At 58.7% G+C, this 20,715-nt stretch carries 18 protein-coding genes; 9 read left to right on the forward strand and 9 right to left on the reverse strand.

Annotated features, from left to right (window positions below):
- Window positions 1-216: 216 nt before the first annotated feature.
- From AC0N03_RS07490 to AC0N03_RS07510, 5 genes are all read right to left on the reverse strand, one after another.
- Window positions 217-510 carry an AzlD family protein gene (locus AC0N03_RS07490; RefSeq protein ID WP_474288019.1) on the reverse strand — a complete coding sequence of 98 codons (294 nt, stop codon included), beginning with the start codon at window positions 508-510 and terminating at the stop codon, window positions 217-219.
- Complete coding sequence (locus AC0N03_RS07495; RefSeq protein ID WP_474288020.1) at window positions 503-1,201, reverse strand: AzlC family ABC transporter permease; 699 nt, start codon at window positions 1,199-1,201, stop codon at window positions 503-505. Before AC0N03_RS07495 ends, AC0N03_RS07490 begins: the two co-directional genes overlap by 8 nt.
- Window positions 1,202-1,369: 168 nt before the next feature.
- Entirely contained in the window at window positions 1,370-1,987 is a 618-nt protein-coding gene (gene rpsD, locus AC0N03_RS07500) for a 30S ribosomal protein S4 (protein ID WP_474288021.1), read from the reverse strand.
- 263 nt (window positions 1,988-2,250) lie between these two features.
- The gene (gene murI / locus AC0N03_RS07505; protein ID WP_474288022.1) at window positions 2,251-3,081 is read right to left on the reverse strand and encodes a glutamate racemase; all 831 of its coding nucleotides are present in this window, start codon (window positions 3,079-3,081) and stop codon (window positions 2,251-2,253) included.
- Between the two features lie 91 nt (window positions 3,082-3,172).
- Window positions 3,173-3,982: an RNA methyltransferase gene (locus tag AC0N03_RS07510; protein WP_474288023.1), complete on the reverse strand. Its 810-nt coding sequence runs from the start codon at window positions 3,980-3,982 to the stop codon at window positions 3,173-3,175.
- Window positions 3,983-4,080: 98 nt separating this feature from the next.
- Here AC0N03_RS07510 and AC0N03_RS07515 point away from each other — a divergent pair, with 98 nt between their 5' ends.
- On the forward strand, window positions 4,081-5,295 hold the full coding sequence (locus AC0N03_RS07515) for an NADP-dependent isocitrate dehydrogenase (protein WP_474288024.1): 1,215 nt from the start codon (window positions 4,081-4,083) through the stop codon (window positions 5,293-5,295).
- A gap of 81 nt (window positions 5,296-5,376) precedes the next feature.
- Here AC0N03_RS07515 and AC0N03_RS07520 read toward each other — a convergent pair whose 3' ends face one another.
- From AC0N03_RS07520 to recA, 3 genes are all read right to left on the reverse strand, one after another.
- A complete protein-coding gene (locus tag AC0N03_RS07520; RefSeq protein ID WP_474288025.1) occupies window positions 5,377-6,573 on the reverse strand; it encodes a cyclic nucleotide-gated ion channel in 1,197 nt (398 codons plus the stop codon).
- 23 nt (window positions 6,574-6,596) lie between these two features.
- Window positions 6,597-9,269: an alanine--tRNA ligase gene (alaS, locus tag AC0N03_RS07525; RefSeq protein ID WP_474288026.1), complete on the reverse strand. Its 2,673-nt coding sequence runs from the start codon at window positions 9,267-9,269 to the stop codon at window positions 6,597-6,599.
- A gap of 167 nt (window positions 9,270-9,436) precedes the next feature.
- Window positions 9,437-10,522: a recombinase RecA gene (gene recA, locus AC0N03_RS07530; protein ID WP_474288027.1), complete on the reverse strand. Its 1,086-nt coding sequence runs from the start codon at window positions 10,520-10,522 to the stop codon at window positions 9,437-9,439.
- A gap of 442 nt (window positions 10,523-10,964) precedes the next feature.
- Between recA and AC0N03_RS07535 the strand changes: the two genes are divergently transcribed.
- A complete protein-coding gene (locus AC0N03_RS07535; RefSeq protein WP_474288028.1) occupies window positions 10,965-11,924 on the forward strand; it encodes a DUF535 family protein in 960 nt (319 codons plus the stop codon).
- Between the two features lie 24 nt (window positions 11,925-11,948).
- On the opposite strand, the gene AC0N03_RS07540 is transcribed toward AC0N03_RS07535, so the two are convergent.
- A complete protein-coding gene (locus AC0N03_RS07540; protein ID WP_474288029.1) occupies window positions 11,949-13,985 on the reverse strand; it encodes a hypothetical protein in 2,037 nt (678 codons plus the stop codon).
- 547 nt (window positions 13,986-14,532) lie between these two features.
- Between AC0N03_RS07540 and AC0N03_RS07545 the strand changes: the two genes are divergently transcribed.
- The 7 genes from AC0N03_RS07545 (at window position 14,533) to AC0N03_RS07575 (ending at window position 20,683) form a co-directional block, all read left to right on the forward strand.
- Window positions 14,533-14,928: a (R)-mandelonitrile lyase gene (locus tag AC0N03_RS07545; protein ID WP_474288030.1), complete on the forward strand. Its 396-nt coding sequence runs from the start codon at window positions 14,533-14,535 to the stop codon at window positions 14,926-14,928.
- Between the two features lie 78 nt (window positions 14,929-15,006).
- Window positions 15,007-15,414, forward strand: a complete 408-nt coding sequence (locus AC0N03_RS07550) for an OsmC family protein (RefSeq protein WP_474288031.1) — start codon at window positions 15,007-15,009, stop codon at window positions 15,412-15,414.
- Between the two features lie 93 nt (window positions 15,415-15,507).
- Entirely contained in the window at window positions 15,508-16,812 is a 1,305-nt protein-coding gene (locus tag AC0N03_RS07555) for a class I SAM-dependent methyltransferase (RefSeq protein WP_474288032.1), read from the forward strand.
- A 105-nt stretch (window positions 16,813-16,917) separates the two neighbouring features.
- Window positions 16,918-17,631: a 7-cyano-7-deazaguanine synthase QueC gene (queC, locus tag AC0N03_RS07560; RefSeq protein WP_474288033.1), complete on the forward strand. Its 714-nt coding sequence runs from the start codon at window positions 16,918-16,920 to the stop codon at window positions 17,629-17,631.
- A gap of 71 nt (window positions 17,632-17,702) precedes the next feature.
- Window positions 17,703-18,422, forward strand: a complete 720-nt coding sequence (locus AC0N03_RS07565; protein ID WP_474288034.1) for an SDR family oxidoreductase — start codon at window positions 17,703-17,705, stop codon at window positions 18,420-18,422.
- Window positions 18,423-18,607: 185 nt separating this feature from the next.
- Window positions 18,608-19,372, forward strand: coding sequence for an SH3 domain-containing protein (locus AC0N03_RS07570; protein ID WP_474288035.1), 765 nt, complete (start codon window positions 18,608-18,610; stop codon window positions 19,370-19,372).
- Between the two features lie 201 nt (window positions 19,373-19,573).
- Complete coding sequence (locus tag AC0N03_RS07575; RefSeq protein WP_474288036.1) at window positions 19,574-20,683, forward strand: alcohol dehydrogenase family protein; 1,110 nt, start codon at window positions 19,574-19,576, stop codon at window positions 20,681-20,683.
- The last annotated feature ends 32 nt before the right edge of the window (window positions 20,684-20,715 follow it).

Genomic DNA, 20,715 nt, shown 5'->3' on the forward strand with positions numbered 1-20,715 from the left:
GAGGTTTCCCGAATCATGACTTCACTGCCTTGCAGTATTATAGAAAAAATTGTGTAAACAATTTACTTAACGTCCGTGTCATCAATTTATCACAAGGCAAATATTCTGATAACAAGCAAATGTTTTGACCAGACGACGACGTTTTTCCGCCTCTTGTTTTCTATTACGTCGATAGCTGGGCAACCTGCGACGAAAAAGCGATGCGACAGCTTGTCTTTACATCAGGGTGCGCAGCAGCCAGACAGCCGCAATGCCGCCCGCCATCGTAAGCAGCAGATTACGACTCACAATGGCGATCAAAGCGGCCACGCCTCCTGCAATCCATTCCCTGAGCCCGCCGGAGAGTAATGAAACGGCCACAAGCGATACGATCAGGCAACCCGGCAAGGCGTTGAGCGCGCGCGCCCAGGGGCCGCTGCGCGGAATTTGCTGTCCCAGCGCAATCCCGGCAAGCCTGATTGTGAGTGTGCCCGCCGCCAGCGCAAAAATAACAATCCAGATTTCAGACATGACGCCGCAATCCTGCAACCACGGCGCCCGACACGCCGCCCAGCACAAGCGCCCAGGACGGCGCGATGTCTGCGCCGCGTACCGCCACCACAACCACAATCACCGTTGCGATCCAGGGCAAAACATCGTTGCTCCCACGCCAGAGCGATCTCGCAATGGCGATAAATGCCGCCGTAAAGGCAAAATCTACGCCAATTCCCTTGGGATCGGCGATAAAATTCGAAAAAACGAATCCCCCGGTCGTCGACAGGCACCATGCCGCCATGATGCCGGCACCGCCGCCAACGAGGTACCAATAACCCACATGCCGGCCTTGCGCGCGGGCCGACAGCAGCAAAGCCCAGCTCTCGTCTGTTGTCAGATGCGCGCCAAGCAGGATTTGCCATAAGGGCCGCCCGGCATAAACGTCGCGAATGGAAGCCGTGATCAGCAACAGCCGCAAATTCAGCGCCAGTCCGGCAAGAACAGCCACGAGCGCCTGCGCGCCAAGGGCCAATTGCTGCGTCGCGACGATCTGCGAACCGCCCGCAAAGACAATACCGCCCATGGAGGCGATCTGCGCCAGATTATAATGAACCTCAGCCGCCAGCATTCCGAAAGCAAGGCCATAAATGGCCACGCCAATGCCCAGCGGCACAATATCGCGCAAGCCGCTCCAGAACTGCCCGATGTCCTCTTCCTGCGCCTTCATGCGATCAGCCCCGGCATCATCCCCGAATATCAAGCCAAATATCATTGATCTGCGCTAATTCTGATGCGCTGCCGATATCCCACGCAGATGCAGCAGGCCATAAAACAAAACAGCCGCATCGGATGCGGCTGTTTGAAAATAACTGAAATTCTGCAGCTATGAAGCCGATCAGCGGGAATAATATTCCACCACCAGATTCGGCTCCATCAGAACCGGATATGGCACATCGGTCGGGCCGGGAATGCGGGTCATTCTGGCAGTCATCTTGTTATGATCAGCCTCGAAATAATCCGGCACATCACGCTCTGCGAGCGCGACAGCTTCCAGCACCACAGCGAGTTGACGCGAGGCTTCCTTCACTTCGATCAGATCGCCGACCTTGACCTGATAGGACGCAATATTGACCTTGCGGCCATTGACCTTGACATGGCCGTGATTGACGAACTGACGGGCAGCGAACACCGTCGGCACGAATTTGGCGCGGTAAACCACGGCATCGAGACGGCGCTCCAGCAGGCCGATGAGATTGGCGCCCGAGTCGCCCTTCATGCGGACAGCCTCGGCATAGTAGCCGCGGAACTGCTTCTCGGAAATATTGCCGTAATAGCCCTTGAGCTTCTGCTTGGCCTTGAGCTGGGTGCCGAAATCCGAGAGCTTGCCCTTGCGGCGCTGACCGTGCTGGCCCGGGCCATATTCGCGCTTGTTGACAGGCGACTTGGGACGACCCCAGATATTCTCACCCATGCGGCGATCGATTTTATACTTGGCATTAATGCGCTTTGACATCGCGTCCTCTTGAACAGTTAAAAGTGAGGCACGCGCCCTCCTCTGCCCCTTGCGGAGCCGACAGACACCTCACCTCAGATGAAGGAAGCGTCCCGGGTGCGTATTTGCTGCACGGCGGATGCCCTGCAGCAAAATGCACGAAGCGCCCCTTAGGAGCGCTTCATACATGCCGCCTTCTAACCATGTGACAAGCGGATGTCAACCATCGCTTCATCCAACGGTCCGTGCCGGTCCTCTCCGCCTCCGGCCCGAGGCGAAGCGTATCACGGCACAGCCGCGTCCAGCCACCGCGCGAACCCGCGTGCCTGCAGCGCCGCCCATAAAACAGCGCCGGGCGCGCGTCCGCTGGCAAACATGAACTGCGCGCCGGGCGTGTCTGCGCCTGCCGCCGCAAAACCCATTTCCCGGAGCAGATGTTCGGTGCGCCGGGCAATGGCCGGACCGGGATCGATCCAGTGCACCGGCCAGGGCGAAAGGCGCTTCAGTTCCTCGAGCAAAAGCGGATAATGCGTGCAGGCCAGAACGATCACATCGGTTCGCGCGCCCTGTGCCTCGACGAAAGCCGGCGCAATTTCCGTCCGCACCGCAGCCTCATCCAGCGCCTCGCCCTGCATGAAGCGCTCGGCGATGCCCGCCAGTGTTTTCGAGCCCACCAGATTCACCCGGCAATGATCGGCAAATTTGCGCACGAGATCATGCGTGTAGTCGCGAGCAACCGTTCCGGGCGTCGCCAGAACCGAGAACATCCCCGACCGGCTCTGTTCTGCCGCCGGCTTGATTGCCGGCACCGTGCCAACAAACGGCAGGTTCGGCCATCTGGCCCGCAGCGGCCCCAGCACCAGCGTCGATGCCGTATGACAAGCAATGACAACGCAATCGGGCTGCACGCGCGCGATCATGGTCTCCATAATGTGCATAACGCGGTCTATCAGGGCGGCTTCCGCCAGACCGCCATAGGGAAAGGCCACATCATCGGCGATATATGTGTATTCGGCCGCGGGCAACACCTGCTTCAGGGCTGAAAAGACGGTCAGTCCCCCCAGACCTGAATCAAAAACCAAAATTTTCGGCAAACCGGGCAATTCAACCACCATGAAGAGGACTCATTCCCCGAAAGCTAGCAGCCTTGCCTGAAAAGCAAAAGCCGCACGCATCAAGGGGCGCGCATTCACAGGCCGGAAATCCTCATTCAGGCTTATCCGGCGGCCTTTTGGGATGCATCTGGCGCGGGCCGCGGATCAACCGCACAAGCGCGCCGCGCATAGTGCGGATATCCTGTTCGGTGAGTTGCATCCGGTGAAACAGATTGCGCATGTTGCGCTTCATCACCGGCGCTTTGGCCAGCGGACGATAATAGCCGTTGGCCTCCAGCGCCTGCTCCAGATAGGCGAAGAACGAATTGAGCATCTCGCGCGGTGCGGCAGGAGAAAATTTCGGGTTGTCAAACGGCAAAGCCGCGCCAGAGGCCCGCATCCATTCATATCCCGTCAGCAAAACCGCTTGCGCCAGATTAAGCGAGGCATAGGCCGGATTGACCGGAAATGTCACAATAGCATCAGCCAGAGCGATCTCGTCGTTTTCAAGGCCGGTGCGCTCGGGGCCGAACATCACGCCGACATTTTCCCCCTGCGACAGGCGCGCCGCCGTTTCCCCCATGGCAAGCTCCGGCAGAACCACCCGCTTGTCCTGCCCGCGCTCGCGCGCTGTGGTGGCCCAGACAAAATTCAGATCGGCCAGAGCATCTTCGACGCTGTCGAAAAACCGCGCGCCCTCCAGAATATAGACCGCGCCGCTCGCCGCCTGCGAAGCGCCTTTTTTAAGCGCATGGCGTGAGCCTACTTCGCGCGGCGCCACAAGACGCATGTCGGACAGTCCAAAATTGGCCATGGCCCGGGCCGCCATGCCGATATTCACCGCCAGTTGCGGGCGCACCAGCACGATGGCGGGGCCGCCCCGCCGGAGTTCCGCACTCTGATTCGTCCCTGCACCAACCATGTTCCGATCCGTTCGTTTTATCCGAAAGCCGCGCTTTGCCGCGCCGCACTCCAGTGCTATAGGAACCGTCATTCCAATTCAAATGCGAGGTTCGCTTCATGCAAAAAATCAAGGTTGAAAATCCGCTCGTCGAACTCGATGGCGATGAAATGACCCGCATCATCTGGCATTATATCCGCGATAAGCTCATCCACCCCTATCTCGACATCGACCTGAAATATTATGACCTTTCTGTCGAGAATCGCGACGCAACCCGCGATCAGGTCACCGTCGATGCCGCTCACGCCATTGCCAAATATGGCGCTGGCGTCAAATGCGCCACCATCACCCCGGATGAGCAGCGCGTTGAGGAATTCAAGCTCCATGAAATGTGGAAATCGCCGAACGGCACCATCCGCAATATTCTCGGCGGCGTGATTTTCCGTGAGCCGATCATCTGCAAGAATGTGCCGCGGCTCGTTCCCGGATGGACCCAGCCGATCGTCGTCGGCCGCCATGCCTACGGCGACCAATATCGCGCCACCGACTTCAAAGTGCCCGGCAAAGGCCGCCTGACGATCAAGTTTGAAGGCGAGGACGGCACAATCATCGAGAAGGAAGTGTTCAAGTTCCCCGGCGCCGGCGTCACCATGGCCATGTATAATCTGGATGATTCCATCCGCGATTTTGCCCGCGCCTCGATGAATTACGGCCTGCTGCGCAAATGGCCGGTTTACCTCTCCACCAAGAACACCATTCTCAAGGCCTATGATGGCCGCTTCAAGGATATATTTGAAGAGGTTTACCAGAACGAGTTCAAGGGCAAGTTCCAGGCCCTCGGCATCACCTATGAACACCGCCTCATCGACGACATGGTGGCTTCGGCACTTAAATGGTCGGGCGGCTATGTCTGGGCCTGCAAGAACTATGACGGCGACGTTCAATCCGACACGGTGGCGCAGGGCTTCGGCTCGCTCGGTCTGATGACCTCGGTGCTGATGACGCCGGATGGCCGCGTTGTCGAGGCGGAAGCAGCCCACGGCACCGTCACCCGCCATTATCGCCAGCACCAGAAGGGGCAGGAAACGTCCACCAATTCCATCGCCTCGATCTATGCCTGGACGGGCGGCTTGCTGCATCGCGCCAAGCTGGACAACAACGAGGCTCTGGCCAAATTCGCCAATACTTTGCAAAAAGTCTGCGTCGATACGGTTGAATCCGGATTCATGACCAAGGATCTCGCCTTGCTTGTCGGCCCTGACCAGAAATGGCTCTCGACAACCGGCTTCCTCGACAAGATCGACGAAAACCTGCGCAAAGCCATGGCCGCCTGATCAAGGCAAAAGGCGCGCGGTCCGTCCCGCGCGCCGCTCATCCGCCAGAACCGGCTGCCTGCCAAGTTGCGCCCGCCGGCTTCAATCCCACCACGCAAAATCGACGTGGGCCGCGCCTTCCGGCGGGTGTCCTTCTGCCCGCGCAGCGACACGCTGCTGAAACACCTTCTCCAGTTGCGCGCCCAGTTCCGGATTATGTGCGATCAGCACGGCAAGATCGCGCGCATCGAGCACAAGCAATTTCGTCGGCTCCACGGCACGCACCGATGCGGTGCGCCGCGTGTGCCTCATCACCGCCACCTCGCCGAAAAACTCGCCTTCATCAAGGCGCACGGGCGCCCCGGGCAACTCCACATCCACGGCTCCGGATGCAATAAAATACATCGAATGCGCCGGCTCCCCGCGCCGCACGATCAATGTGCCGGCAGGCACGGTCTGCGCCCGCAGATAGCGCATGACATCGGCGATCTGCGTTGCATTGAGACCGGAAAACAGCGGCACGCGGGCCACCATGCCCCAGGTCACGACAAATTCCCGCCGATGAATTTCATTGGCGAAGGCCGTTGCGATAATGCCCACGGGCAGGGCCAGCATCATCAGCCCCATGACCATGGTTACGCTGGCGATAATCCGCCCGGCAAAAGTGAACGGCACAACATCCCCATAGCCGACCGTGGTCAATGTCACCACCGACCACCACATCGCGTCTGGAATTGAACCAAATTTGTCAGGCTGCGCCTCATGTTCGGCCAGATGCATCGCCGAGGCCGTCAGCAGCACAAGGCCGAACAGCACCACGCCGGAGGCCACCAGAGCCTTCCGTTCGGCCTCGAGCGCCGCCATCAGCGAGCGCATGCCCGGTGAATAGCGCGCCAGCTTGAAAAACCGCATCAGCCGCAGCAAAAGCACGACGCGCAGATCCGCTGGTATGACGAGCGCCAGATAGAACGGCGCGATCGAAATGGCATCGACAACGGCTGAAGCGGAAGCCAGAAATTTGAGCCGCGCCTTCCAGGAGGGCAGATCCTGCAGCGGCGTCTGCTCAGGCGCAGCCCATACCCGCAGCAGCAATTCGACGGAGAAAACCACCACCGCGATAAGTTCAACCGCCATGAACCAATCGCCATATGGGGCCTGATATCGCGGCACGGATTCCAGCACCACCGCAGCGACACTTACGATAACCAGTAAAATGAGAACACGGTGGACCGCGACGCTCAGCCGGTCTGAGGCGCGGGTATCGTCAAGAATGACGTGAACCCTCCGCCTCAGGCGCAACCCGAATCGCCGGGTCGCGGCCCTCATCCGCCCAGACCGAGTCCAGCCTGCAATGCGGAGCGCACGCTGGCAAGCGCCGCCTGTGCATTGGCGCCATCCGGCCCGCCGGCCTGCGCCATATCCGGACGTCCGCCGCCGCCCTTGCCACCCAGCGCGGCCGCACCGGCCCGCACCAGATCCACGGCATTGATCCGTCCGGTCAGGTCGGGTGTAACGCCGACAACAAGACCGGCCTTCTGGTCCTCGCCGACATTGACAAACGCCACGACGCCGGAACCAATCGCGGCCTTGGCCTCGTCGATCAGCGATTTCATGTCCTTCATGTCGACACCGGAGATAACCCGGCTCTGCAATTTGACGTCCCCCAGCAATTCTGTGCTCTCTTCGGCCGCGCCGCCCGACATGGCAAGCTTCTTGCGGGCTTCAGCCAGTTCCTTTTCAAGACGGCGGCGCTCCTCCAGCAACGTGGAGAGCCGTTCGGCGGCCTTATCGACGGGCGTCTTCAGAATACCGGCCAGTTCATGCAGACGCCGCGATTCGGCAGCAAGATGCAGCCGCGCTTCCTCGCCCGTTTTGGCCTCTATGCGCCGCACGCCGGAAGCTACCGGCCCGTCAGCGACGATCGTCAGCAGGCCGATCTCGCCCGTCCGGCCGACATGTGTGCCGCCGCATAATTCAACCGAGAAAACTTTGCCATGGGCGGAGCCGGGCGGATTAGACCCCATGCTCACCACACGCACCTCGTCGCCGTATTTTTCGCCAAAGAGTGCGCGCGCACCGGATGTAACGGCGGCCTGCTGATCCATCAGCCGCGTGATCACAGGCTCGTTCTGCAAGACGATTTTATTGGCGAGGGCCTCCACTTCGGCAAGCTCTTCATCCGTGATGGGCTTCGGATGAGCGAAATCGAAGCGAAGACGATCCGACGAGACAAGCGAACCCTTTTGCGCAACATGATCGCCCAGTGTCTGCCGCAAAGCTTCATGCAGAAGATGGGTCGCCGAATGGTGCGCGCGAATGCGGCTGCGCCGCTGCGAGTCAACGAGAAGCTCCACGGCATGGCCATTTCTGGCCGCGCCCCTGACCATCTCGCCTTCATGAACGAACACATCGCCCAGTTTCTTGACCGTCTGATCAACACGGAACGTAAAATCCGCATTGCGGATCACGCCGCTGTCGCCAACCTGCCCGCCGGATTCGCCATAAAACGGCGTTTGATTGACGATAATCTGGCCCTTTTCACCGGTGGCGAGCTGCTCAACAACCACGCCATCGCGAACAAGCGCGCAAACAACGCCCTCGGCCTGCTCTGTCTCATATCCCAGAAACTCGGTCGCGCCATGCGTCTCGCGCACGCCAAACCAGACAGCCTCGGTTGCCGCCTCGCCAGAACCCGCCCAGGCCTTGCGCGCGGCGGCCTTCTGCTGTGCCATGGCGGCCGAAAAGCCATCCGTATCCACGCCGATGTCGCGGGCGCGCAGAGCATCCTGCGTCAGGTCAAGCGGGAAACCGTAAGTGTCGTAAAGCTTGAATGCGACCTCGCCGGGCAATTGCTGGCCGGCAACAAGGCCGCGGCTTTCATCATCAAGTATGGCAAGGCCGCGTGCCAGCGTCGTGCGGAACCGCGTTTCCTCGAGCTGCAACGTCTCGGCGATCAGGGCCTCGTTGCGCACAAGTTCGGGATAGGCCTGCCCCATTTCCCGCACCAGAGCGGGCACAAGGCGCCACATCAGCGGTTCTTTGCAGCCGATCAGCTGCGCATGACGCATGGCGCGGCGCATGATACGCCGCAGCACATAACCACGTCCTTCGTTGGAGGGCAGAACGCCATCCGCCACCAGAAAACACGATGCACGCAGGTGATCAGCAATGACGCGGTGGGAAACCTTGTGCACGCCCTCGGCATCGACATTGGAGGCTTCGGCGCTGGCGCGGATGAGCGCACGCATCATATCGGTGGCGTAATTGTCGTGCGTGCCCTGCAATATGGCCGAAATCCGTTCAAGCCCCATGCCTGTATCGATGGACGGCTTCGGCAGGCCGATACGCTCCCCGCCCGCCAGCGTTTCAAATTGCATGAACACGAGATTCCAGATCTCGATGAAGCGGTCTCCATCCTGATCCGGCGAGCCGGGAGGCCCACCGGGAATTTTGTCGCCATGATCGAAGAAAATCTCAGAACATGGGCCGCAAGGTCCTGTATCGCCCATGGCCCAGAAATTGTCTGATGTCGGAATCCGGATGATCCGGGAATCGGGCAGACCGGCAATCTTTCGCCAAAGGTCGAAGGCCTCGTCGTCGGTGTGGTAGACGGTCACCATCAACCGCTCTTTTGGCAGCCCATACACTTTGGTAACCAGATTCCATGCCAGCTCTATCGCAAGCGGCTTGAAATAGTCTCCAAACGAGAAATTGCCGAGCATTTCAAAAAATGTGTGATGCCGGGCCGTATAGCCGACATTATCGAGATCGTTATGCTTACCGCCGGCCCGCACACATTTTTGCGCGGTCGCCGCGCGCACGTAGGGGCGTTTCTCGGCGCCGGTAAACACATTCTTGAACTGCACCATGCCGGCATTGGTGAACATCAAGGTCGGGTCATTGCGCGGCACAAGAGAGCTGGATGGCACTATTTCATGGCCATTTCTGGCAAAATAATCCAGAAACGTCGAACGTATTTCATTCACACTGCTCATTGCTGCACTCTGCTCTCTCTTCACCCTGCCCAAGGCGACAAACTTCTGTCTGACAAATCCTTTTTGACATTTTTTCAATCAAAAAGGCCCAGGCTTGAAAACCCGAACCTTTTTTAAACACAGCTCTCGTCTCTGTCGAGAAAAACCAAAGATCGCCGGTACCGGCGCTATTCCGCCCCGTCTCCGGCATCGACGGAAGACGGATCGATATTGTCCAGAATACGATCCGCGATCAACCCGGCATTTTCCCTGATCGAACGCTCGATCTTACCGGCTATATCGGGGTTTTCGCGCAGGAAGGTTTTCGCATTCTCGCGCCCCTGCCCGAGCCGCTGGCTGTCATAAGAGAACCAGGAACCCGATTTCTCCACCACGCCTGCCTTGACGCCAAGATCGATCAGTTCGCCGCTCTTGGAAATGCCTTCGCCATACATGATGTCGAATTCAACCTGCTTGAATGGCGGCGCGACCTTGTTCTTGACAACTTTGACACGGGTCTGATTGCCGACGACCTCTTCACGATCCTTCAGCGAACCGATGCGGCGGATATCGAGGCGCACCGAAGCATAGAATTTCAGCGCATTGCCGCCCGTTGTTGTCTCGGGCGAGCCGTACATGACACCGATCTTCATGCGGATCTGGTTGATGAAGATCACCATCGTATTGGACCGCGAAATCGAGGCCGTCAGCTTGCGCAGGGCCTGACTCATCAAGCGGGCCTGCAGGCCGGGCTGCACATCGCCCATCTCGCCTTCAATTTCGGCACGCGGCGTCAGCGCCGCAACCGAATCAACAACAAGCACATCCACGGCGCCGGAACGCACCAGCGTATCCGTGATCTCGAGCGCCTGCTCGCCCGTATCCGGCTGTGAAATCAGCAAATCTTCAAGATTTACACCGAGCTTGCGCGCATAAACTGGGTCAAGCGCATGTTCCGCATCAACAAAAGCGCAGACGCCACCCGACTTTTGCGCCTCGGCGATCACATGCAGAGTCAGCGTGGTCTTGCCCGATGACTCGGGACCGTAAATTTCAATTACCCGCCCGCGCGGCAGCCCGCCCACGCCCAGGGCGATATCAAGGCCGATCGACCCTGTGGATATGGTTTCAATTTCAACAGCCTTCTGGTTTTTACCCAGACGCATGATCGAGCCTTTGCCAAAGGCGCGTTCTATCTGCGAGAGAGCGGCATCGAGAGCTTTGGTCTTGTCCACGGACGATCCTTCAACGAGGCGGAGATTCGCTTGAGTCATATTTGTCCCCTTGTCGCACGAGAGTCTTGAAAGACGCAACGGCTTCGTGCACGCGTATGGCATCTTTACGCAAGGCAATTGCATGAAGCCCCTTGGTTTACTGTAAAGCTGCATGCAAATGCCTTGCGTGAAACAAATGTATCTGTTTTGTTCTTTTTCGCAAGTTCTTTTTTTGTTCCGCTTTACATTCACAACAGCGCCGAGGCATTACCGCTCCGCGATCCCTGAGATACATTGTCCGCGCAACATGAAAATACGGACGGAAATCAAGCACCATGCGCTGCTTGTTAAGTTTGACGTAAGGTGAATATCTTAAGCTGCACAGCAATGTTGGCGCGGGTGATGCGAAGTTTGATCGATCAGAACAGAGAGATTGAATTCCTTTGCTGCAGGCGCTAGACGCTTTTTTTAATTATTGCATTCCCCGGTTTCAGCACTCCGCATGTTTACGATTTCCCGTTACGTCTCGCCTGTCTTTCAGCGCATGGGGCCGCGCAGAGCTTTGGCTTTTCTGGGCCGCTCGCTGCTCAACAGGGCTGTTGTTTCAGATTGGATCGCCTTTCTCGAAAAATATAGCGCTGCGCATGATCTTGGCGCGCCGCCGCTCGATCTTGTCCGGAAATCGCTTTCCACTTATTTTCTGAGGCAGAATTCATCGCAACAAGCCTATCGCCTGCTCGTCACGCATTTTGAGATGATGAAGGATGTCCTTGACCAGCACGCGCTGAAGGCGCTGTGGACGACGGGTGAATGCAGCCTTGGCCATGCCGCAGGCCGCGCATTGCGCTATGAGGTCAGGCTGAGCCGGTCCGAACTGTCTGGCGCGCGGCACGAGGGCGAGCTGACGCTGGCGCTGCACATGGACGGTTTTCCCCACGCGCTTTGCCGGCTGACCTTCAATTTTGTCAGAGACCCCGCCTTCGGCAATACATTGGCGATCGGCGGCATGCAGGGACCGCCCTACGCCAATGGCAAGGAGGCCATCATCCGCGCAACACGCGACCTTGGCGGCTTGCGGCCGAAGGACGCGCTGCTGCTGGTGCTGCAATCCATGGCGCACCGACTCGCCAGCCAGCATATTTTCGCCGTGAGCAACAGTAAACACGTGCTCAGCGGCCCGTGGACCGGCCGCAGCGCCCAAATCAGGGCCGATTATGATTCTTACTGGCTGGAGCGCGGCGGTCTGGCCAGCGGCGCCTTCGGTTTCGTTCTGCCCGTGCCGCAGCCCGCGGCAGCGCGGGCAACAGGGGGCAATCGCCGCGAGCGGATGAAGCATCTGTTCTGGAACATCGGCTGCTGCGCCATCGCGGCCCCGGCACTCACGCCCTGCGACGCAGCCACGCCCACTCCCGAGCCGCTTGGCGGCTTCCTTCTCGGTCAGGCTGAACTCATGCCAGCCTGACCGGCGCACACGCAGGCCAGGAATTCAGGCGGACGAATGTCTTAGCCTGTTACAATCATAAATATGGAATTCCCTGATGACTTCCGGCTCAGAGCCTCCGGCGGCAGCGGTGACCGGCATGATAAATTCGTAGGGCGCGCGCCACAGCGTTCCGGGATCATCCACGGCGCCGTGCAGCAGCACCAGAGCGGCGAGAGGTTGCTCCCGCTCGCAAAGAGCCTTCAGATCCGCAAGTGCATAATCTGCCTTGAGCTCGGCGCCGGGCGGCGCACAAACATTTCTGTTGGCAAAATCGTTTAGGTTCAAAGCAGAAAAACTGAGCTGACGTGCTGCATAATTTATTGCGGTTTCACGATGAAACAGCAGACCGCCGCCCTGATCGCAAGAAAAATAGCTGGCGCGGCCTAAAGCAAACCAGGGCACTGCCAGATCGCCTTCCCAGTAAATGGGACCATCCGGCGGCAGCGCGGCCGCCGCTCCGGCAAAAGACACTCCGCCATCAAACACAGATTTCCGCCAGTCGGTTCGGCAATCCCAGTTATAGCCGGCAAGAACAAGCCAAAATGTCGCCATGACCAATGATACACGCCAGAACAGGCGAGACCGCGATGAGTCAGCCGAGCGATACAGAATAATCAATCCGGTAATGAAGCAAAAGACGATCAGCTCGTTGTTCCGGGCGATCTGATCCACAATGCTTCCGGATGTACCCAGAAGACTGCGCAGGCTCAGCACGAAATACAGATCCGCAGCGCTCGCAGCACAAACAACGCCGATGACAACAAGCCTGATGACACGCGGAGCCTGAAAAAGCCGGTCCTTCTCGAACAGGCACAGAAAGACCGCGACACACAGCACCAAAATGGCGATCAGATTTGCCGGCTCGATCGCCAATTCACTAAAAAGGCGCGAGAGAATAAGCAGGAAGACCGAAAACAACAGCAGCAAACTACTATTGAGGGACAATATCCTGGGGCGAGCCAGACAATGGGCGAGGATCGCGCCAAACTGAAGGTGAACGAGCACAGCGGCAATCTTGGTGGCCCGCCACAGCTGGATATCAGTGACAAGCACATTGTGAAAATAATCCGCCCCGATAAGACTGATCATTATCCCCGCCAGCCCGACAAAAAAACTTAAGCCCAGCAGCCGTCCTTGTCCCTCCGTCCGATAGACCCATGCCAGCACGCCAAGGATCGCTGTCTCAGCAAATTGAGCCCATTCGTGCGCAGACCAGGACGTGATGAAACAGACAAAATTACGTGTGCGAACGGCATCAAGCCAAACCGGGTCAAATATCTCGGTGATCCGCACGAAAGGTTGAAAATCTCCGATGATGAGCGCGCTGAAAATGGCGCAGCTGACAAGAGGCAAAAGCCACCAGAGCCGGCTTCTGGTCGCATGATAAAGATAAAAAATAGCCAGACCCGGCAAGGTCATCAGCGGATGCAGAACGGCCGACAGGCCAAGAATGACGATAGGCAAGAGCATTCGCCCCTGCAACATCGCACCCATTGCCCAGAAACTCAGCCCTTCGGCAAAAACACGCGGAGACAGCGATGGCTCACCATATTGAAAGACAATTCCGCCCGGCAAGGCCAGCGTGAGCAGAACCGCATAAGGCAGCACCTTCTTGTCGACGAAATAAACAGAGGCAAGATAAACCAGCCCGCTCAGCCAGATCAGGTGGCCGATGATAAGCATCACCACACTCCCCGCGTTCAGACCGAACAGACGGATGAATGGCGCATAAATGGCGTTGAATACGGTGAACTGATCCTGAGACCCAAATTGCAGGTACAAATCGCCGCTGAAATTTCCCCGGCCCATATCGTGCAACGCATCGACAGCATAATAGTAGGCGTTGCCCGTAAGCACCAGATTCGGGCGTGTGAGCAACCACATCGCCGCCAGCAGGATCACTGCCGGCAAGGCCGCGACGAAACCTGCTCCGAGTTGATTCAGACGGGACGATATCGTTTTCGGCTTGTTCTGGACGTCTCCAAAACACGCAACCTCGCCTGTCGCGAAGGGTCGCAGCGAAATTCCAGAAATTCCCATTTTTCGCCCTGACATGACCTGCGACCGGCAACCGGTCCCACGGCTAATTATTCCTCAAAATATTTCGTCATCAGCCGCGCAAGAAACTCACGACGCGCCGGGGACAACATGACTATTCATTCGGCATTCATAGTGAAAATTTGATTAAAAATAGAGCTGATAAGCCTAAAAAACGCATTTTCATCTAAATCTTCCGTGAGACTTCAATTGTCTCTGTCGCTTTTCGCCAGAATGGAAAATTTTTATACAAAATATTGAGGTCAGACGTCCGGCACATCGGCTTTGCAGGATGATTGGTCGCCCGGCCGGGCAAATCAGTCTGCAGAGCCCGTCCGGCTCAAACAAACTTCGCCGACGCCTTTGTCCGCAGAGTATGCCCGTCCTCAGAACAGGCGGTCACCGCGTGCGTTCGATGTCGCTGGCCGGCAAAGAGCGCTGTATAGTATCCTGAATACCTGCGCCGGACTTGCGCTGTCGACGCACATGTAAGCGGATCGAATAGTCGCCGCTGGCCGGAGGCCGCACATCGCAGAAGGAGAACAATATCATGCAGATAACAAAAGCTGGCGCGCAACCATCAGCCAAAGGACCGGACGGCTGGTTTACCGGCACTGTGCGGATAGACCCATTATTTCCAGCCCGCGAACCTGCCCGCGCCGCAGGCAACAGCGTCACATTCGAACCGGGTGCGCGCACCGCCTGGCACACGCACCCGCTCGGTCAGACTCTGATCGTCACTGCGGGCCGTGGCCTTGTGCAGCGCGAGGGCGGCCCGATTGAAGAGATCCACCCCGGCGATATCGTCTGGTTTGAACCGGGGGAAAAACACTGGCACGGCGCTTCACCAACCACCGCCATGACCCACATCGCCATTCAGGAAGCGCTGAACGGGAAGGCCGTGGACTGGCTGGAGCATGTCAGCGACGCGCAATACAAGGCATAGACATCAGCAGGGCAACGCGCCGTACAGCGCCAAAGCGCTGCGACCCGCGCATCTCGCCAGTAAAAGGGATAATTCTCCATGCTTGAATATCACGTCCAGGCCCGTCGCCTTGATCAACACGGCAGCGAAGCGCGCACCAAGGATGCGATGATTATCCTTGATACTGACATGAATGGCCGCCCCGATGCCTTCAACCCCGCAGAACTTCTGCTGGCCGCCGTCGCGGCCTGCATGATCAAAGGCATCGAGCGGGTTGCGCCAATGATACATTTCCGGTTCAGCGGCGTGGAGATCCGGCTCCACGGCGTGCGTGAGGATGTGCCACCCTCCCTGAGCGCGATTGATTACGAGATTATCGTCGCAACCGACGAAACGGATCAGCGGCTCGCGCTCCTGCACACAAATATCAGAAAATATGGAACAATTTCAAATACCATTGCCCGGGCAACCAAACTGGAAGGCACAATCCGGCGCGCAACGAATTAAGCTGAACCCAGCTTGCGTTTGAACTGGCTAAGCGCGGAAAATCAGACGATAATCGCGCTTTATGCCGCCAATCCAGAATGCCGAGAGTCGTGAATGCCGCATCAAACAGACAAACGCCTCGCAGCCGCAAAAAATATCATTGCCCATGTCGCGGAACTCATCAATTCCGATCTTTATGTCCGGCTCTGGGACGGATCGCGCCTGCCGCTGGGCAAGCGCCCGCCATCGGAATATGGCATCGCGATCACCACGCCCGTCGCTCTGACGCGGCTGGTCAGGCGGCCGAGGTTCGACACGCTGATCAGGTGCTTTGCGGATGGCGAGATCGACTTTGAAGGCGGCACGCTGCTGGACATCATGGCGCGGCGCGGAGAGATGGAGACAAAACGGCTGTTCCGCCGCCTCAACAAAAGATTACTGCTCAAAAACGCGCTTCCATTCCTGTTCGGTTCAGCCAGAGCCAGCGAACGGCATGATTTTACCGGCCAGATTGCAGCCAAAGCCGATGCCGGACGCGACGACAAAGCGCTTGTACAGTTCCATTATGATCTGTCGAACCAGTTTTATGGCCTTTTTCTTGATCCGGAAATGCAATATTCCTGCGCCTATTATCCGCGCTGGGACGCCTCGCTGGAAGAGGCGCAAAAAGCCAAGCTGGACATGATCTGCCGGAAACTGCGCCTCGCTCCCGGTGAAAGCTTCCTCGATATCGGCTGCGGCTGGGGCGGGCTGGTCTGCCATGCCGCGCAACATTACGGGGTGCAGGCCTATGGCGTGACGCTGAGTCAGGCACAACTTGAATTTGCGCAGGCGAAAATAGAAAGGCTCGGGCTGAGCGACCGCGTGAAAGTGGAATTGCGGGATTTTCGCGCCGTCACCGGAACATTCGACAAGATCGCCTCTATCGGCATGTTCGAACATGTCGGCATCGACAATCATCCGGCCTATTTCAGCCAGATGTTCAACCTGCTGCGCCCGCGCGGCCTCTTGCTCAACCATGCCATCGCCCGGCCGGCCAAACGCGACGACAAATCCTTCCGCCGCCAGAATTCGCAATATCGCGCCATCACAACCTATATTTTCCCCGGCGGCGAACTTGATCATATCGGCATGTCGCTCGCCAATCTCGAACGGCACGGCTTTGAAATTCACGATGTCGAAGGCTGGCGCGAACATTACGGCCGCACCACGCGCGCCTGGTGCGAGCGCCTTTACCGCAGCCGCGAGGCGGCGGAAGCCGAGGTCGGCGCGGCCAAGCTGCGCATCTGGCTGCTGTATCTGGCGGGCTGCGCTCTGGCCTTCGAGCGCGGCTCTGTCGGCATTTTTCAGACGCTGGCCTCGCGCAAGACAAAAGGCTCGGCCGGCCTGCCGCCAACCCGTGCCGATTGGTATGATTGAGCGCAGGCGGACGGCATAGCCGCAGCCAATTTTGCCCTTGCAGAAAACTGCTGCGTGCCTCACCCATCCGGAACAAGATTGGATTCATCAGGGAAATCATCCGACATGTCATCTGGCGCTCTTGTACTTTTTTCCGGCGGTCAGGACTCGACAACGTGTCTGGCCTGGGCACTCGACAGATTCTCCCGCGTCGAAACAGTTGGCTTCGATTATGGCCAGCGCCACCGCATCGAACTTGACTGCCGCGATAGATTGCGTACGCGGATGAGGCAGCTCAAGCCGGAATGGGCAGACCGGCTCGGCGACGACCATACGATCTCGCTGGCGGCGCTCGGCGAGGTTTCGAACACGGCGCTGACGCGCGGCATAGAGATCCAGATGTCCGAAAACGGCCTGCCCAATACATTCGTGCCGGGCAGAAATCTCATCTTTCTGACCTTCGCGGCGGCGCTGGCCTATCGGCGCGATCTCCGGCATATCGTCGGCGGGATGTGCGAAACGGATTTTTCCGGCTATCCAGACTGCCGCGACGACACGATCAAGGCCCTGCAGGTAGCGCTCAATCTCGGCATGGCGCAGCGTTTCGTACTGGAAACGCCGCTGATGTGGATCGACAAAGCCGCCACCTGGCAACTGGCAAAGCACCTTGGCGGACCGGATTTTGTCGATCTTGTCATCGAAGAAAGCCATACGTGCTATCTGGGCGAACGCGGCGCGCGCCATGCGTGGGGTTATGGCTGCGGCGTCTGCCCGGCCTGCGACCTGCGCGCCAAAGGATACCAGCGTTTTGTCGCCGAAAATGCCGGCGCGGGCGACTGACGCCGGGGCGCAGCCAAATAAAAATATAAAATATTTATTTTAAATCAGATATTTAAAAAGGAAAAACATTCATGCCGAAGGCTGGAGACCATATCTACATTGTGGGCGGAACATCGGGACTGGGCTTTTCGCTGGCGCGCGCTGCCGTTACACTGGGCGCCCGGACAACAATCGCCGGGCGCGGGGCCGAACGCGCGGCAGGACTGGCGGCGACACTCAGTCCCCTTGCGCGCGGTGTGCACATGGACCTCGAAGATCCGGCTTCGATAGAAGCGGCTCTGGCGGGCGAGGAGAAGATCGATCATCTGGTTCTCACGCCGGTTTATGGCGGCAACCAGAGCATCAGAGCCTTCGACACAGACGAGGCCAGACGCGCCGCCTATATCAAGATCGTGGCCTTTGCCGATGTCATTCACCGCGCCCTGCCGCGCCTGAAGCCGACATCGTCGATCGTGCTTTTTGGCGGGCTGGCCAAGGCCAATCCCTATCCGGGCTCGACCATGGTCAGCATCGTCAATGGCGGAATGGTCGGCATGGCGAGAACACTGGCCATTGAACTGGCGCCCATCCGCGTCAACGGCATTTCGCCCGGCCTCGTCGAGGATTCGCCGCGCTGGCAACAACGCATCAAGCAAGGCGCAGGACCTGTCGTCGAAGCCATGCGCGCCCGTACGCCGTCCGGGCGGCTCGCGACGACCGAGGATATTGTCCACGGCGTATTCTTTCTGATGGATAACCGCGCCGCCAACGGAATCGACCTCGAACTCGACGGCGGCATCCAGTGGGTTTGACGTGTCCCGGTAACTGCGGCCCCACACCATTGGCACAAAGAGGCTGTAATTCACTGTCGCCTTGACGGGCGTCAATTACAGAAGCTGGTATTTCTGTCTATGTGTCAGCATCTTCTCACAGGAGGCTGGCCCAGCGCGCCCCGCGCCTCTCCGGTCTCGTAGTTTCGCGCGGGGAAGGATAAGACATGAATATCCGATCCATAGTTTCTGGCATTGCCCTTGGCGCTGCTATAGCGGCAGTTCCTGTCAGCGCATCGGCTCAGGATGCGATCGCGCGGCGCTCCGGCATCCTGCGCGCCGGGCCTTCGGCCAACTATCCCCGCATCGCCTATGTTCCGGCGGGCGCGGGGCTTTATGTCTACGGGTGCCTTGCCACCTATTCGTGGTGCGATGTCCAGTATGATCAGGACCGCGGCTGGTTTCCCGGATCGCGGATCAGATATCTGCGCGACGGACGCTATTATGCGCCGGGAGATATAGCCGCCATCATCGGCTTGTCGATCCTGACCTTCAGTCTGGGCGATTATTGGGATCATTATTATACCGACCGGCCCTGGTTCCATCATCCGCGCTGGCAGCGCGAATACCGGCACTGGCATAATCTCCCGCCTCCACCGCCTCCGGGCGGGCAGCCCCCGCACCCACCACCTCCCGGCGGGCATCTTCCGCCCCCGCCGCCTCCCGGTGGCCATTTGCCCCCGCCTCCTCCGGGCGGACATTTGCCGCCTCCGCCAGCTGGCGTGCGCCCCCCGCATAACGCGCCTCCCTATATTATGCCCAAGGCTCAGCCCAAATATCACCCGCCGGCAGGGCAGCAGCTTAATGTGCCGAAGGGACCCGGGCCGCAGCAACAGATGAGACAGGGGCCAAAACCCGGAGGTCCGCCGCCCTATGTTCCAAAATCCGGCGGCCCCAAGGCAGGATGTCAACCGCCTGCAGTTTGTCCCTGAGAGAGGCCATTTGCCGGTTGCCTTCGGAGGCGGCCGGTCAGACCTGAATTTTATAATGGCCGGGTGCAAAACCCGGCCATCTTCATTCGGAATTTACGAGGAATTCGCTTTGCCGATCTCTTATCGGCATTTGAATCTTTTGCCGCAATATGATCCCCTGCATAGAGCTGATCCCGTTTGCGGACAGCATGCTGAAAGGTCATGTTCGTGCAGGCAGAGGCCAATATCTCGCAGGAAATGCCGCTGATGAGAGCCGTCGTGACGACCGGAACCGGCGGCTACGACAAATTATCTTTCCAGAACGTGCCAAGGCCGGAGCCCGGCCCCGGCGAGATTCTCATCAAAGTGCGCGCTGCCGGCATCAACAACACCGATATCAACACGCGCGTCGGCTGGTATTCCGGCTCAATCACCGCGAGCACAGACGCAGCCGCCAGTGCGGCATCGGCACCGGAAACACCCGTTCAGGCATCGGGCTGGAATGGCCCGACCGGATTTCCCCTGATACAGGGCGCTGATTGCTGCGGCGTGATTGCCGCGCTCGGCCCCGGTGTCCGACAGCCGGTGCCCGGCACGCGCGTGCTTGTACGCTCCTGCATGCGCGTTGACGGATTTGAGCGCGCTGACACCGTCTGGCTCGGTACGGATTTTGACGGCGCCTTCGCCGAATATGTAAAGGCACCCGAATCGGAAGTCTTCGCGGTGAATTGTGCGTGGTCGGATGCCGAACTGGCGACGATCCCTTGTGCCTATGGCACAGTGGAAAACATGCTGCATCGCGCGGGCGTAAGAAAAGACATGCGGGTTCTGATCACCGGCGCGTCCGGCGGCGTCGGGTCAGCGGCCATACAACTCGCCAGACGCCGCGGCGCCAGCATTATCGCGGTTGCGGGCGCGGGCAAGCTGGATCAGGTGAAAGCGATCGGCGCGGATATCGTGCATGAACGCAATGTCGATCTGGTTGCCGCGCTGGGCGAAGGCCAGATCGATGTCGTTGTGGACAATGTCGCCGGCGCGCAATTTGGCACCATGCTCAGGTTGCTCAGACGCGGTGGGACATATGTCACATCCGGCGCAATAGGCGGGCCGCTCGTGGAGCTTGATCTGCGGACGGTCTATCTCCGGGATCTGAAAATCATCGGCTGCACCGCCTGGGACGAGCCGGTATTCCCCAATCTGGTTTCCTATATCGAGCGCGGCGAAATCAGGCCGCTGCTCGCCGGAACATTTCCGCTGCGCGAGATCGCGCGGGCGCAGCAGGAATTTCTGCAAAAAGCTCATGTCGGCAAGTTTGCCCTGCTCATGCCCTGAGCCTTAGCCACGCCACAAGGCCAGACGACCCT

The organism is Methylocystis sp. sgz306128, from assembly GCF_056032725.1.

Coding starts and splice junctions, on each gene's coding strand:
- AC0N03_RS07490 (WP_474288019.1), bottom strand. CDS start 510: ATGTCTGAAATCTGGATTGTTATTTTTGCGCTGGCGGCGGGCACACTC.
- AC0N03_RS07495 (WP_474288020.1), bottom strand. CDS start 1,201: ATGAAGGCGCAGGAAGAGGACATCGGGCAGTTCTGGAGCGGCTTGCGC.
- rpsD (WP_474288021.1), bottom strand. CDS start 1,987: ATGTCAAAGCGCATTAATGCCAAGTATAAAATCGATCGCCGCATGGGT.
- murI (WP_474288022.1), bottom strand. CDS start 3,081: ATGGTGGTTGAATTGCCCGGTTTGCCGAAAATTTTGGTTTTTGATTCA.
- AC0N03_RS07510 (WP_474288023.1), bottom strand. CDS start 3,982: ATGGTTGGTGCAGGGACGAATCAGAGTGCGGAACTCCGGCGGGGCGGC.
- AC0N03_RS07515 (WP_474288024.1), top strand. CDS start 4,081: ATGCAAAAAATCAAGGTTGAAAATCCGCTCGTCGAACTCGATGGCGAT.
- alaS (WP_474288026.1), bottom strand. CDS start 9,269: ATGAGCAGTGTGAATGAAATACGTTCGACGTTTCTGGATTATTTTGCC.
- recA (WP_474288027.1), bottom strand. CDS start 10,522: ATGACTCAAGCGAATCTCCGCCTCGTTGAAGGATCGTCCGTGGACAAG.
- AC0N03_RS07535 (WP_474288028.1), top strand. CDS start 10,965: ATGTTTACGATTTCCCGTTACGTCTCGCCTGTCTTTCAGCGCATGGGG.
- AC0N03_RS07540 (WP_474288029.1), bottom strand. CDS start 13,985: ATGGGAATTTCTGGAATTTCGCTGCGACCCTTCGCGACAGGCGAGGTT.
- AC0N03_RS07545 (WP_474288030.1), top strand. CDS start 14,533: ATGCAGATAACAAAAGCTGGCGCGCAACCATCAGCCAAAGGACCGGAC.
- AC0N03_RS07550 (WP_474288031.1), top strand. CDS start 15,007: ATGCTTGAATATCACGTCCAGGCCCGTCGCCTTGATCAACACGGCAGC.
- AC0N03_RS07555 (WP_474288032.1), top strand. CDS start 15,508: ATGCCGCATCAAACAGACAAACGCCTCGCAGCCGCAAAAAATATCATT.
- queC (WP_474288033.1), top strand. CDS start 16,918: ATGTCATCTGGCGCTCTTGTACTTTTTTCCGGCGGTCAGGACTCGACA.
- AC0N03_RS07565 (WP_474288034.1), top strand. CDS start 17,703: ATGCCGAAGGCTGGAGACCATATCTACATTGTGGGCGGAACATCGGGA.
- AC0N03_RS07570 (WP_474288035.1), top strand. CDS start 18,608: ATGAATATCCGATCCATAGTTTCTGGCATTGCCCTTGGCGCTGCTATA.
- AC0N03_RS07575 (WP_474288036.1), top strand. CDS start 19,574: ATGTTCGTGCAGGCAGAGGCCAATATCTCGCAGGAAATGCCGCTGATG.